This window comes from Streptomyces sp. R35 (genome assembly GCF_041053035.1).
GTDB classification, from domain to species: domain Bacteria; phylum Actinomycetota; class Actinomycetes; order Streptomycetales; family Streptomycetaceae; genus Streptomyces; species Streptomyces lutosisoli.
In genome coordinates this window covers 2,079,076-2,093,072 of sequence record NZ_CP163440.1, presented here as the reverse complement: position 1 = coordinate 2,093,072, position 13,997 = coordinate 2,079,076, and the positions used below count along the sequence as shown (strand labels likewise).

The following is a 13,997-nucleotide window of genomic DNA, read 5'->3' as shown; positions in this document are numbered from 1 at the left end:
GGAAAGGAAAGGCTGAATCTCATGGCTCCCATCCCCCGCAGGTCCCTTCTCAAGGCGGCCGCCGTCGCCGGAGCCGCCGCCCAGTTCAGCTGGGCCCTGGGCAGCACGAACGCACAGGCCGCCGTCAGAGCCGAGGCCGCCGACGCGGATCCGGTGACCCTGGACTGGCTGGAGGACGGCGGTCTCGGCGCCGCTCCCGGATCCACCGTCGGCGTGCCCTGGCCGAAGGGCACGTATCAGGAGGACCAGACCTTCGCGCTGACGGACGCCGACGGCAAGGCCGTGCCCGTGCAGTCCTGGCCGATCGCGTACTGGCCGGACGGCTCCCTCAAGTGGACCGCGCACGCGGTGAGTTCGGATTCCGGGAAGCTCACGCTCACCGCCGGGGAACCCGCCGCTCCCGACAAGAAGGTCACCGTCGACAAGAGCGGCGGCACCATCGACATATCGACCGGGGTCATCACCGCGAAGATCGGCAAGAGCGGTTCCACGCTGGTCAAGTCCGTCACGCGCGGCTCCACCGAGATCGCCAAGAACGGCCGGCTGGTGCTCATCCGCCAGCCCGAGATCGAGGACGAGGACCAGGGCGCGGAGAAGTTCGAGCGCTTCGAGAGCGCCATCTCCGAGGTCGAGGTCGAGCAGGAGGGGCCGGTCCGTGCCGTCGTCCGCATCGACGGCAAGCACCGCAAGGGCGACCGGAGTTGGCTGCCCTTCTCGATCCGGCTGTACTTCTACGCGGGCGCCGACTCCTTCCGCATGGTGCACACCATCACCTTCGACGGGACACAGGAGCCGGGCAAGGCGAGCGGCGACTTCATCCGCGGGCTCGGCGTCCGCTTCACCGTGCCGATGCGCGACGCGTCGTACGACCGTCACATCCGCATCGGCGGCGACGAGACCGGTCTGCTGCGGGAGGCGGTCAAGGGCATCACCGGGCTGCGGCGCGACCCGGGCGCGGCCGTCCAGGCGGCCCAGTTCGCGGGGGAGAAGCTGCCCGACCCGTCGACCTGGGACCAGCGGGTGACGACCCGGCTCCAGTACATCCCCGAGTGGGGCGACTACACCCTCGCCCAGCTCTCCGCCGACGGCTTCACGCTGCGCAAGCGGACGAAGAAGGGGTACGGCTGGATCGGCGCCGGCGGCGGCAAGCGCGCGTCGGGCTTCGGTTATGTCGGCGGGCCGAGCGGCGGATTCTCCTTCGGGCTGCGGGACTTCTGGGAGAAGTTCCCGGCCCAGCTCGACATCCGCGACGCCCACACCGACGAGGCCGAGGTCACCCTCTGGCTCTGGTCGCCCGAGGCGCAGCCCATGGACCTGCGCTTCTACCACGACGGTATGGGCCAGGACACGTACGCCGAACAGCTCGAAGGCCTCAACATCACCTACGAGGACTACGAGCCGGGCTTCGGCACCCCCTACGGCATCGCCCGCACCTCCGAACTCCTCTTCTGGGCCAACGAGTCGACGCCCACGCCCGAGAAGCTCGCCGAACAGGTCGACGCCGTACGGGTGTTGCCGCAGCTCGCCGCCCCGCCCAAGCAGCTCATCAAGGCCAAGGTCTTCGGCCCCGGCCTCTACTCCGAGCCCGACCGCTCCACGACCGCCAAGGCCAAGATCGAGGACCACCTCGACTTCCTCTTCACCTATTACAAGGACCAGGTGGAGATGCGCCGTTGGTACGGCTTCTGGGACTACGGCGACATCATGCACTCGTACGACCCGGTCAGGCACCAGTGGCGCTACGACGTCGGAGGTTACGCCTGGGACAACTCCGAGCTGTCGCCGGACCTTTGGCTGTGGTTCGCCTACATCCGCTCCGGCCGCGCGGACATCTTCCGCTTCGCCGAGGCGATGACCCGCCACACCGGCGAGGTCGACGTCTACCACCTCGGCCAGTGGGCGGGCCTCGGCACCCGGCACGGCGTGCAGCACTACGCCGACAGCGCCAAGCAGCAGCGCATCGCCAACACCACGTACCGGCGCTACTACTACTTCCTCACCGCGGACGAGCGCGTCGGCGACCTCATGCACGCCAACGTCGACTCCGACGAGACGTTCCTGGTCCTCGACCCGATCCGCAAGATCCGCACCGAGCCGTACACGCCCGACCGGCACGCGCTGTCGATCGGCTTCGGCACGGACTGGAGCGGGCTCGTGTCGGCGTGGCTGACCGAGTGGGAGCGCAAGGGCCCGAAGTGGGAGAAGGCCAAGGCGCGGGTGCTGTCGACGATGGAGACCATCGCCGGCCAGCCCAACGGATTCGTGCAGGGCTCCGGCCTGTACGACCTCGACACCGGCAAGTTCGCCATCGCCACGACGCCCGTGGTCGGCGTCTCGCACCTCTCGGCGGTCTTCGGCCTCAACGAACTGTGCGCCGAGCTCATCGACCTCGTCGACATGCCCAAGTTCAAGGACGCTTACCTCGACTACTGCCGCTACTTCAACGCCACCAAGACCGAACAGGCGGCCCGTTACGGCTCCAACTTCGGCACCCTGCTGCTGTTCCAGGGCCACTCGCGCCTCGACGCGTACGCCGCCGTACAGACCGGCGACGCGAAGCTCGCCGCGCGCGCGTGGACCAAGTTCTACAGCTCCGACGGCTATACCGAGTCCTCGCCCTGGAAGACGGAGAAGGTGAGCGGCCCGGTCACGCTGGTACCGGGCAGCGAGGCCAACTGGGTCTACACGAACGACACAGCGTTGTACGGCCTCGCCGCCATCGAGAACCTGGCGCTGCTCGGCGACAAGATGCCCTAGCAGTACGCCGGTTGAGGATGTGTCAGTTCATCCTCCCCAGCACCTCCCGCACTCGCCGTGCGTCGCGCATCCGCTGCTCGTAAGTGGCACCCAGCGCGAGCAGCAGCAGACCGGCGAGTGCGGGAGGCACCCAACGGGGGAGCGCGTCGACCACCTGCACGAGGTACGGGGCGAGTTCGTGCAGCGCGTCCAGGACGAGCACCGTGCCGCCCACCACGAGCGGCGCCTGGAGACGGTGCCGGGCGCCCACGAGGACGACCAGGAGCGCCGCCGCGCCGAGCAGCAGCGGGCGAAGCCAGTGGGAGTCGCCCCACGCCGTGAACAGGCTCGGCACGAGCGTGACGGACAGCCCCGGACCGTATGCCGCCCACGACGGGACAGCCATGTCCTTGCGTCGCCTGACCGCCCCCACGAGCAACGCCGGGAGGGTCACCGGAAGTGTGTACGCCTCCGGGGAGCCCACGTTCCAGGCCGCCAGGCGGACCCAGGTGGCCAGGACGAACAGGGCGGCGGCCGCGTATCCGACGGAGCGCCGGTCCTCCCGTACCGCCGTGCCCGCGGCGATCACTCCGCAGAGCGACAGGACCAGGGCCAGCATGGGCGGATGGGTGACCGTGAGAGCGATGGCCGGCAGAGCCGCGGCGGCTCCGGTCACCTCCACCGGCACGGTCATGGACGAGCTGCCCAGACGCGCGGCGAGGAGGGCCGCGCCGACCGGCACCACGAGGACGAGCAGCGCGGTCTGCTGCGGCTGCCAGCCGAAGGACGCCCCTGCGGCGCAGGCCAGGGCAGTGGCGTACACGAGGGCGGCGGGCGCCGCGGCCGGGCCGAGGCCCGGTCGCCGGGCGGCGGCCGCGAACAGGACGGTCAGCGCGGCGAGGACGGTGAGGGTGGCGCCCTCGGAGGCCAGCGAGAGGAACGCGAGGCCGAGGGAGGAGAGGAGGGCCAGCAGCAGCGGGGGTGTCTGTGGCTGTGTGGGGCGGGCGCATGCCAGGGCGGCCACCGTCGTGAGCCCCTGCGTCAACAGTCCTGCCGCGTAGGGGAGTTCGAGAGCTGCCGGGAGGACGAGTACCGTCGCCCAGCTCAGTGTCAGCGCGCACGTCAGGGCCTGCTGACGCCACTGTGAGGCTCGGACCGCCACCACCAGGACTCCGGCGACGAGCGCGAGGACGAGCGGCGCCGTGGCCGCGTGCGCAGGCCAGGGGACGTCGAGAGTCACCGCGTCGCGGGCGGTCGCAGGCGAACCGGACCACGCCCTCTCCACCCAGCCGACGGGGCCCAGAAGGGTGATGCCGACCAGAGGCAGCGCCCACACCACAGCGACGGCCTGCACACAGCCGGAGGCCCGGGCGAGCCCGCGCCGCAGCGGCTCGGCCAGGCGCGTGCGCACGAGCGCCAACAGGGCGACGCCACATGCCAGATAGCCCGGAACCGTCCAGTCGTCGGGCAGCGACGAGCGCAGGACGCCGCCGAGTCCGACGACGGTGATCAGACCGCCCGCCAGCGCGGTGCCGGTCGCGACGCCCGGCTTGGGGGCGTGCCACGCCGCCGCGAACGCGGTCGCCGCGGCAAGGAGGAGGAGCGCCGCCGCACGGGCGGCGGCGCTCGGGCCGGAGGCCGTCCAGGACAGCCAACCGGCGGCAAGGGTGCCCCAGCCGCCCATGCCGTACGCGCCGACGGCGGCGACCACACGTACGGACTTCACGGGGACCCGGAGCGCGACCAGCGTGTCGAACGCGGCCGTCACCAGCAGCGCAGCCGTGAGGGCATGAGCGCCCGCGCCGGCCGCCGCCGCCCAGAGCAGCAGCGGGAGCTGAGCCGTGGCCACGGCGGTGGGGAGGGGGAGCCGCAAGGGCAGACGCACACCGGCGGTGGCCGGCTGCGGTCCGGCGCCGGTGGTCTCCGCCGGCTGTCCGGCCGGGCGGTGCAGCGCGCCGAGGGCGAGACCGTACGCCGCCCACACCGTGGCCAGTACCGCCGACGCGAGCGCCGCGTACCCGAGGCCGTCGGTGTCCGGCAGCGCGACCTCGTGCAGCGCGTAGGCGTCCAGCACCGTCAGCGCGAGGCCGAGCCCCGCCACCGACTCGGCCGTCGAACGCAGTCCACGGCGGAGCAGCGGCACCGGCGCGCCGAGGGCGGCCAGCGTCACCGCGCCGAGGACCAGCGCCCGGCCGGCGATCCCCAGGTGCCCCCAGCTGACGACCGTGAACGCGACTGCGGCCACGGTCAGCAGGATGCCGCCGAGCAGCAGGAGCACGTTCTGGACGCCGGGTGCCGTGGTCTCGGGCCGGCGGGCAGCGGCGGCCTGCGGTGCGCGCGGCGCTTGCGGCGCGGGGGGCGGCTGAAGGGCGGCCACCAGCCAGGCGCGGCGCGCCAGCAACAGGGCCCGGCGCGCGTCGAGTTGCCGCAGCTCGGTGTCGAGGAGCCGCAACTCCTCGGCCGGGGGCGGGATGTGGGTCATGCTCCGGAGTGTGGTCCCGGTCACGTTCGCCGGCATGAGTGCGCGTACTCAGGCCGTACTCAGATCCCCGTACGGGCACACTCCGTACATGGACTGGAGCCACTACCGCTTCCGCAGCCTCTGGGCCCTGCCCGCGCCCCGGGCCGCCGTCTTCACCGCTCTCGAACAGGCCGAGCACTACCCGCGCTGGTGGCCCCAGGTCCGTGAGGTCAACCCGATCGACGAGCGCAGCGGCACCATCCGGATCCGCGCACTCCTGCCCTACGACCTGGTGTTCACCGCCCGGGAGGTCCGGCGCGACCCGACGGCCGGGGTCCTGGAGATCGCGATGACCGGTGACCTCGACGGCTGGGCACGCTGGACGCTCACCTCCGACGGGCCCGGTACCCGCGCCCGGTACGACCAGGAGGTCGACGTCAGCAAGCCCCTGCTGCGGCGGCTCGCGGTACCGGGGCGGCCGGTCTTCCGCGCCAACCACGCCCTGATGATGCGCGCGGGACAGCGAGGACTCACGGCTTACCTCGAAGCGGTTTGAACCACACCCGCCGGGACCTGTATTGTTCAGTGCGTTCCCGGGCGATTAGCTCAGTGGGAGAGCGCTTCGTTCACACCGAAGAGGTCACTGGTTCGAACCCAGTATCGCCCACCCGGAGAAAGCCGGTCCGTCACAGACGGACCGGTTTTTCTGTGTGCTCACGCTGCCTCGCGCAGTTCGGGACGCAGCGGCCACGCCGGATCCACCGCCTCGTCCGAGCCGCTGCGCGCGAACCACGCCTGCAGTCCGCGCGCCTGTGCCGCATGCCACACCGCCTGCAGTGTGTGCAGCTCGGCGGGCGAGAGCCGCTCCAGACGGGCCGCGAAACGGCGCCCCACCGCCCGTACGACATCCATCGAGGCCATTGCGTCGGCCGCCGCGTCGTGCGCGCCCTCCAGCACCACGTCGTAGTGCGCGCACAGATCGGTGAGGGTGCGGCGGCCCTTGCGATAGCGGTCCAGGTGCTTGTCCAGGACCCGGGGATCGAGCACGCGCAGCGGCGTCGACTCGAACCAGTGGTCGAGGGAGGAGGCGCGATGGCGGCGCAACTCCCGGTCCAGCAAGGTCAGATCGAAGGGCGCGTTCATCACCACGAGCGGGCGGCCCGCCGCGGCCTGTTCGCCCAGCTCCAGGGCTATCTCCTCCATCACCGGCGACGGCCAGCGGCCGTTGCGCTGCAGATGTTCGTCCGTGAGCCCGTGCACCGCCGTCGCCCCCGCGGGCACCGGCACTCCCGGGTTCACCAGCCATCGGGTCACCCGCGGACGGGAACCCGGGGCGTCCTGGACGACGACGGCGGCCGACACGATCCGGTCGGTCTCGACGTCCACGCCCGTGGTCTCCGTGTCGAACGCGGCCAAGGGGCCCTCGTACCAGCACGTCATACGTACACAACTCCTCGTTCACCCACGGCAGCTGACGCACCGTCTTCTGCCCGTTTGGTGATACCCGGGCTGTTTGCGCCGTACGCCGGAAGGAGACAACAGAGGTACGGGTCTTTGCAGTTCAGCGGCCCGCAGCGGGGATTTACTTGGCTTGGAAGGCTGTTGGACTCATGGCACTCGCGCAGCCCGAGCGGGGCGGGCTGCTGCCCCAGCGGACGGCACCCCATCGCGGCACGCTCGCCACCACCGCCTGCATGGAGACCTTGCAGGTCGGCTATCTGCACGCCGTCGCGGCGGCCGCCGGCTGCTCGCTGTCCCAGCCCTTTCCCGACAACGGCATCGACTGGCACGTCAGCCACAGCGCCCCCGGGCACACGGTCGACGACGAAGTCACCATCAAGGTGCAGCTCAAGTGCACGTACCAGATCCCGCCGAACCCGCCGGGGCCCGCCTTCTCCTTCACACTCGACAACGAGCACCTGGCGAAGCTCGCCCGCACCCCGGTCTCGGTGCACAAGATCCTGGTCGTGATGCTCGTGCCCAGGTCCCAGGACGACTGGCTGCGCGCCAGCCACGACCGCCTCGACCTGCGGCACTGCTGCTACTGGATCAACCTCGCCGGGCACGCCATCACCGGCCGGCGCAGGACCACCGTCCGCATACCGACCTCGCGGATCTTCGACGACCGCGCGCTCTGCGAGATCATGACGCGGGTCGGGACGGGAGGCAGACCATGACGCACCGCCCGATCGACGAAGTCCTGCGGCCGGTGCGGCCGCACCCGGCCGAGGCGTTCTGGAGCCAGCCGCCCGAGCCCGGCCAGGTCGACCCCGCCGTACTCAGCGCGCTGCTGCAACGGCACGGCTGGCAGCGGCGCGGAGGCGCGGCAGGACGGTACGGCCGGTGGACTCCACCCGGGCCCGGTGGCGGCGGCACCAGCCTGCTGGTGCCGGAGAACCGGGCCTTCCCCGACAGCGACGACCTGCTCGGCGAGGCGCTCGTCGCGCTAGCCCGCAGCGGTTCGCCGTCCGCACGCGACGTACTGGTCGCACTCGCCGTGCCCAGCGACGAGATCCGCTGGTGGCGGGACGTCCCGACCGGACCCGTGGGCGCCGCGCCCTGGACCGTCGAGGAGCAGCTGCGCGCGGCCGCCCGCCAGATGCTGCTCGCGGGCGCGCTGGCCACACGCGCGCGTGCCGGCTATTACGGCGCCCGGCACCGCAGGTCCGCCGCCACGTCCCTGGAGAACGTCCTGGTCGGCGCCGAACCCGGCGGACGCCGGCTCACCGCCTTCGTACCCGTCGCCACCGGACGGCCGCTCGCCATCCGCCTGCACCAGGCGCTGTACGCCGCCCGCGAGGCCATCGACTACCAGCGGGCCACCGGCGGCATGGACGCCTTCGACGCGGCCGTCGAGGCGGGCGTCAGCCACGAGCTCCTGGAAGCCCTGGTGGCCCTCGTCCGCGGCACCGAGGGCGCCCGGATCGCCGTCGAGTGGGCGCCCGCGGACGGCGTCCCCGAGGGCTGCGCGACGCCCGCCGAGCCCGTCGAGTTCTCGCCCGGCGACCTGCCCGTGCTGCGCGAGGCCGGCGCCCGCTATCTGCGCGAGGAGCCGTCCGTGCCGGTCCGCCTCACCGGTGCCGTGGTGCGGATGCGCAGGTCGGGGCCGCGCGGCGAGGGCACCGTACGGCTGCGGGTCATCGCGGGCGCCGAGGTCCCGCACGTCCGTATGACCCTCGACGAGGAGGCGTACCGGATAGCGGGCCATGCCCACCTGGTCGGGCTGCCGGTGCGGGTGCACGGGCGGCTGGAGAGCCGCGGCGGTTTCCGCAGGCTCACGAACGCTTCCGGTGTCGTACCCGTGCAGGTGGACGAGGCCGAGCGGGACCGTCTGATGAAGTCGCTCCAGGAGAACCTGGACTTCTTCGAAGAGGCGTGCAGCGGGGACTGAGGGCGCAGTGGGCACAACCGTTTCGCGGTGGGCACCCCCGGCTCGGTAGGATCGCCGGAAAGGCATTGCCATGCCATGCCCCAGTGGGTGAGCTTGCCCCCCTTCAGTCAGGAGAGACCGGTGTCAGACGTCCGTGTGATCATCCAACGCGATTCCGAGCGGGACGAGCGTGTGGTGACGACGGGCACTACGGCCGCCGACCTCTTCGCCGGTGAGCGCGCCATCGTCGCGGCCCGTGTCGGCGGCGAGCTGAAGGACCTTGCGTACGAGGTGAAGGACGGCGAGGAGGTCGAGCCCGTCGAGATCTCCTCCGAGGACGGCCTCAACATCCTGCGCCACTCCACCGCGCACGTCATGGCCCAGGCCGTGCAGGAGCTCTTCCCCGAGGCCAAGCTGGGCATCGGCCCGCCGATCAAGGACGGCTTCTACTACGACTTCGACGTCGAGAAGCCCTTCCACCCCGATGACCTCAAGGCCATCGAGAAGAAGATGCAGGAGATCCAGAAGCGCGGGCAGAAGTTCGCGCGCCGGGTCACCACCGACGAGGCCGCCCGCGAGGAGCTGGCCGGCGAGCCGTACAAGCTGGAGCTCATCGGCCTCAAGGGCAACGCCGCCGAGGCGGCCGAGGGCGCCGACGCCGAGGTCGGCGGCGGCGAGCTGACCATCTACGACAACCTCGACGGCAAGACCGGCGAGCTGTGCTGGAAGGACCTCTGCCGCGGTCCCCACCTGCCCAGCACCCGGAACATCCCGGCGTTCAAGCTGATGCGCTCCGCCGCCGCCTACTGGCGCGGCAGCGAGAAGAACCCGCAGCTCCAGCGCATCTACGGCACCGCGTGGCCGACCAAGGACGAGCTGAAGGCGTACCTCGACTTCCTCGCCGAGGCCGAGAAGCGCGACCACCGCAAGCTCGGCGCCGAGCTGGACCTCTTCTCCATCCCGGAGGAGCTGGGCTCCGGCCTCGCGGTCTTCCACCCCAAGGGCGGCATCGTCCGCCGGGAGATGGAGTCCTACTCGCGCAAGCGCCACGAGGACGCGGACTACGAGTTCGTGAACACCCCGCACATCTCGAAGGAACAGCTCTTCGTGACCTCGGGGCACCTGCCGAACTACGGGGACGCGATGTTCCCGCCGCTGGAGTTCGACGGGCAGAACTACCGCCTCAAGGCGATGAACTGCCCCATGCACAACCTGATCTTCAAGGCGCGCGGTCGTTCGTACCGTGAACTGCCGCTGCGGCTCTTCGAGTTCGGCACGGTCTACCGCTACGAGAAGTCGGGCGTCGTGCACGGCCTGACCCGCGCCCGCGGCTTCACGCAGGACGACTCGCACATCTACTGCACCAAGGAGCAGATGGCGGGCGAGCTGGACTCGCTGCTCACCTTCGTCCTGGACCTGCTGCGCGACTACGGCCTGCACGACTTCGAGCTGGAGCTGTCCACCCGCGACGACTCCCCGAAGTTCATCGGCGAGGACGCGGAGTGGGAGGAGGCCACCGACGCGCTGCGCCAGGCCGCCGAGAAGCAGGGCCTCCCGCTCGTTCCCGACCCGGGCGGCGCCGCGTACTACGGCCCGAAGATCTCCGTCCAGGCCAAGGACGCCATCGGCCGCTCCTGGCAGATGTCCACGGTTCAGGTCGACTTCCAGCAGCCCAAGCGGTTCAACCTGGAGTACACCGCCGCGGACGGCTCGAAGCAGCAGCCGGTCATGATCCACCGCGCGCTGTTCGGTTCGATCGAGCGCTTCTTCGCGGTGCTGCTCGAGCACTACGCGGGCGCGTTCCCGGCCTGGCTGGCGCCCGTGCAGGCGATCGGCATCCCGATCGGCGACGCGCACGTGCCGTACCTGGCGGAGTTCGCCAAGAAGGCGAAGGCGGCCGGGCTGCGCGTCGAGGTCGACGCGTCCTCGGACCGCATGCAGAAGAAGATCCGCAACGCGCAGAAGCAGAAGGTGCCGTTCATGGTCATCGCGGGCGACGAGGACATGACGGCCGGCGCCGTCTCCTTCCGCTACCGCGACGGCTCGCAGGAGAACGGCATCCCCGTCGACGAGGCGATCGCCAAGATCGTCAAAATCGTCGAGGAGCGCGCACAGGTCTGACCCGTACGGCGTCCGAGGCCTCCGGGGAGCTCAGCGCCCCGGAGGCCTTTCGTCGCTCTCACTCGAGAACACCTGGATCAGCCAGGACGAGAACGAGCCGGTCACGGCGCCGAGCAACGCCACGCCGCAGGCCATCAGCCCCACCGCGATGATCCGTCCCCTCGGCGTCACGGGAGTGACATCCCCGTATCCCACCGTCGACAAGGTGGCGCAGGCCCACCACAACGAGTCCCCGAAGGTAAGGATCGTCGCGTCCGGCGCCGTGTGCTCCACCTGGTAGACGGCGAGGGAACCGGAGAAGCCCAGAAGTGACACCGACAGGGTCGCGTACGTGATCACCCGCGCGTGCAGGCTGAGCCTGGGTTGTCCGCGACGGCGCAGCACGGCGTCGTACAGCTTGACGATCCGCACAGGCCGCAGCAGAGGCAGGACGAGCACCGCCGTGTCCACCAAGTGCGTCCGTACGAAACGAAGCCGCTGCCCGCTCAGCCGCCAGCGCACCGCGTAGTCGACCGCGAACAGGCCCCACGTGCCGAACAGCACCGTCAGACAGAAGTCCTTCCACTTCGGGGGCAGCCCATCGGCCAGTACATGGACCGCGTACGAGCCGAGAAACAGCAGCGACGCCACGGCGAGCGGGCCTTCGGTGCGCCGCTCCCAGCGGCTCTGCGGGCTGTCGTCATCCATCGCCCCAGCTTGGCCGCAAGCCCTTTTGCAGGGCCCCCGCCGACACGCCGCGAACGGGCGAAGCAATATGCTGCAACACATGACGAGTGAGCCGGAGCAGCAGATCGGAGTGGGAACGCAGGACGCGTTCCAGCGCTTGTGGACGCCCCACCGGATGGCTTACATCCAGGGCGAGAACAAGCCCACCGGACCGGGGGCCGATGACGGCTGCCCCTTCTGCTCGATCCCGGCCAAGTCGGACGAGGACGGGCTGATCGTGCGGCGCGGCGAGCAGGTGTACGCCGTGCTCAACCTCTACCCGTACAACGGCGGTCACCTCATGGTCGTGCCCTACCGCCACGTCGCCGACTACACGGACCTGACGGACCCGGAGACCGCCGAACTCGGCGAACTGACCAAGCAGGCCATGACCGCCCTGCGCACCGCCTCCGGCGCCCACGGCTTCAACATCGGCATGAACCAGGGCACGGTCGCCGGCGCCGGCATCGCCGCCCACCTCCACCAGCACATCGTCCCCCGCTGGGGCGGCGACACCAACTTCATGCCGGTCGTCGGCCACACCAAGGTCCTGCCCCAGCTCCTGGCAGACACCCGCAAGATGCTGGCAGAGGCCTGGCCGACGGCGTAGTGCGGATAGGTGGGGGTGCCTGGTCGACGGGCGCGCAGTTCCCCGCGCCCCTCTAGGGGCGCGGGGAACTGCGCGCTCAGCCCCCACCGACCCGCACCCGACGAACCGCCCCACCCGCGCCCAGCTCCACCGCCCCGCACCTCACGACCGAGCCGTCTCCCGCCCAACCGCCGGAGGCTCACGCATCGTAGAGGTCGGCCTTCCGCGGCATAGGATCCTGCACCGCCGTACTGAGGAACGCGGACCGGGTGCCGAACTTCTCGGTGTCGACCCCGTTCTCCTCCAGGACCTTGATCGCCGCCGCGTGGACCACCCGCAGCACCGGCGTAGCAGCCCGCAACGCGTCGTCGGCCATGAACCGGTGCCGCCACGGCTGATCGGCCCAGGCGTGCCGCAGCCCGAAGGGCTCGGGCAGCGTCAGGGTCCCGCCCATCCAGTTGAGCAGCGGCGGGTACCAGGTGAAGGGCGCCCGCGCGGCGAGCCGTACGACCTCGTCCGTGGTGACCAGCGGCAGATTCACCTTCCGGGTCTCCCAGAACTTGACCGCTTTCGCGACCTCCTTCGTCGGAGCCTCCGGCTTCGTCGTGAAGAGCGGGTTCACCGGACCGAGGGCATGCCCGGTCACCTCGATGCGCAGCGTCTCGTGCAGCACGGTCACGGTGATCAGCATGGTGATGATCAACTGGCCGTCCCAGAGCGTCCATTGGACCCCCAGGTAGTGCCGGTTCCCGCTGCCGAACTGCTGCTTGTTGCAGATGTCCTGTATCGCGTGGGTCTTGATCGTGTACGCGTCCACGTCCGTACCGTCCGGCCGGGACACCGCCTTCGCGTTCTCGCCGATCGGCGTGACGACCCAGTGCTTTATCGAAGGGGCCGGAAAACCACCGGTGTTGAGCGGACCGCGCTCCAGCATCCGCAGCTGGTCGTGGATGGACCGTATGACGTCCCAGCTGCGGAACGGGTGGATCTCCTTGCCCTTGTCACGCGCCACCAGGTCCTCGGCGAGCTGCCAGCTGCCCCAGCGGGTGCCCATGCCGAGTATGCCCTTGGGGCCCGCGTAGAAGACCGAGTTGGACTGCTGCTCGGCGGTGAGACGGGCGAGGGCCTGGCGCAGCCGCTCGGCCGCCGTCTCACCGGGGCTGCCGGGCACGGCCTCGGGGATCTTGGGGCCGATGCCGCCGCCGGACAGGAGGCTGTCCCAGCGGTCGCGCAGGTCCTTGGCCGTGCGCTCGCAGATCTGCTTGGCCCAGAGCCAGCCGACGACCGGGAGGACGACCGACGCGCGCGCGTACCAGGCCCAGAAGCCCGTGAACGGCATGCGGATGAGGAAGAGCACGGCGAGGGCGCCGACGGCGACGAGAAGGGTGGTCGCCAGGGCGGAGGCGCGCTTGTCCTCGCGCTTGGCGATCTGCGTGCGGATCTGGAAGACCAGCAGCCAGACCACGAGGCCGGGCAGGAAGAGCAGCCCGCACAGCACCATCACGGCCGACAGCCAGTTGTCCCGCTCCCTGCGGATGCGGTTTGCCGCGAGGCAGTGCTCCACGACGACCTGCGGCTCGGTGCCGAAGGACTGGATGAGCGGCTTGCGTCCGGCGCCCAGCATGCGGTCCTGCACGGCCCGCGCGAAGGCCTCGCCCAGGTTCGGCGCGAACAGCTTGATCTTTCCGGCCTTGACGGTGGACTTGTGCCAGTCGTTGTCGGCCTTGAGGATCTCCTCGACGCCGTTGTCCCGGTACGCCGCCGAGGCGAGCGCGAAAGTCGCCGCCGTCTGGCCCGCGGAACCCGAGAGCGGCACCTGCGCCCCGGGAGTGAAATCGAAACCGTCGAACGCCACTTCCGCCCCCCTTGCCGCCACACCCGCACCTGCGGCTTTCCCGACTTCCCTGCTCCGCACACCTGTTGATCAGGTCATCGTCTTGATCAGTTCTCAGAGTATCGGCCGCGACCGACATTCGTCGGCGGACGGCCGAAGCCGCCCGCCGACCGGGGGTGCG

Annotated in this window: 10 protein-coding genes and 1 tRNA gene; 7 read left to right on the top strand and 4 right to left on the bottom strand. The window is 70.6% G+C overall.

Annotated features, from left to right (window positions below):
* Positions 1-21: 21 nt before the first annotated feature.
* Positions 22-2,757 (top strand): Tat pathway signal sequence domain protein, encoded by a 2,736-nt coding sequence (locus tag AB5J50_RS09860; protein WP_369256765.1) that lies wholly within the window; start codon positions 22-24, stop codon positions 2,755-2,757.
* A 22-nt stretch (positions 2,758-2,779) separates the two neighbouring features.
* On the opposite strand, the gene AB5J50_RS09855 is transcribed toward AB5J50_RS09860, so the two are convergent.
* Positions 2,780-5,254 (bottom strand): SCO7613 C-terminal domain-containing membrane protein, encoded by a 2,475-nt coding sequence (locus tag AB5J50_RS09855; protein WP_369256763.1) that lies wholly within the window; start codon positions 5,252-5,254, stop codon positions 2,780-2,782.
* Between the two features lie 52 nt (positions 5,255-5,306).
* On the opposite strand from AB5J50_RS09855, the gene AB5J50_RS09850 reads away from it, so the two are divergent.
* Together AB5J50_RS09850 and AB5J50_RS09845 are read left to right on the top strand one after the other, a co-directional pair.
* The gene (locus AB5J50_RS09850; protein ID WP_327434922.1) at positions 5,307-5,753 is read left to right on the top strand and encodes an SRPBCC family protein; all 447 of its coding nucleotides are present in this window, start codon (positions 5,307-5,309) and stop codon (positions 5,751-5,753) included.
* A gap of 39 nt (positions 5,754-5,792) precedes the next feature.
* A tRNA-Val gene (locus tag AB5J50_RS09845) sits at positions 5,793-5,864 on the top strand.
* Between the two features lie 47 nt (positions 5,865-5,911).
* Here the strand turns inward: AB5J50_RS09845 and AB5J50_RS09840 are convergent.
* Entirely contained in the window at positions 5,912-6,637 is a 726-nt protein-coding gene (locus AB5J50_RS09840) for a 3'-5' exonuclease (RefSeq protein ID WP_327427291.1), read from the bottom strand.
* A gap of 170 nt (positions 6,638-6,807) precedes the next feature.
* Here AB5J50_RS09840 and AB5J50_RS09835 point away from each other — a divergent pair, with 170 nt between their 5' ends.
* From AB5J50_RS09835 to thrS, 3 genes are all read left to right on the top strand, one after another.
* A complete protein-coding gene (locus tag AB5J50_RS09835) occupies positions 6,808-7,374 on the top strand; it encodes a DUF4365 domain-containing protein (RefSeq protein ID WP_327427290.1) in 567 nt (188 codons plus the stop codon).
* Positions 7,371-8,588 (top strand): hypothetical protein, encoded by a 1,218-nt coding sequence (locus AB5J50_RS09830; protein ID WP_369256761.1) that lies wholly within the window; start codon positions 7,371-7,373, stop codon positions 8,586-8,588. The genes AB5J50_RS09835 and AB5J50_RS09830 overlap by 4 nt, the downstream gene beginning before the upstream one ends.
* Before the next feature lie 120 nt (positions 8,589-8,708).
* The gene (gene thrS / locus AB5J50_RS09825) at positions 8,709-10,688 is read left to right on the top strand and encodes a threonine--tRNA ligase (protein WP_369256759.1); all 1,980 of its coding nucleotides are present in this window, start codon (positions 8,709-8,711) and stop codon (positions 10,686-10,688) included.
* Positions 10,689-10,718: 30 nt separating this feature from the next.
* Here thrS and AB5J50_RS09820 read toward each other — a convergent pair whose 3' ends face one another.
* Positions 10,719-11,375 carry a potassium channel family protein gene (locus tag AB5J50_RS09820; RefSeq protein ID WP_369256757.1) on the bottom strand — a complete coding sequence of 219 codons (657 nt, stop codon included), beginning with the start codon at positions 11,373-11,375 and terminating at the stop codon, positions 10,719-10,721.
* Between the two features lie 79 nt (positions 11,376-11,454).
* Here AB5J50_RS09820 and AB5J50_RS09815 point away from each other — a divergent pair, with 79 nt between their 5' ends.
* Positions 11,455-12,003 (top strand): HIT domain-containing protein, encoded by a 549-nt coding sequence (locus tag AB5J50_RS09815; RefSeq protein WP_369256755.1) that lies wholly within the window; start codon positions 11,455-11,457, stop codon positions 12,001-12,003.
* 178 nt (positions 12,004-12,181) lie between these two features.
* Here the strand turns inward: AB5J50_RS09815 and AB5J50_RS09810 are convergent, their stop codons facing one another.
* Positions 12,182-13,837: a hypothetical protein gene (locus AB5J50_RS09810; RefSeq protein WP_369256753.1), complete on the bottom strand. Its 1,656-nt coding sequence runs from the start codon at positions 13,835-13,837 to the stop codon at positions 12,182-12,184.
* Positions 13,838-13,997: the final 160 nt, after the last annotated feature.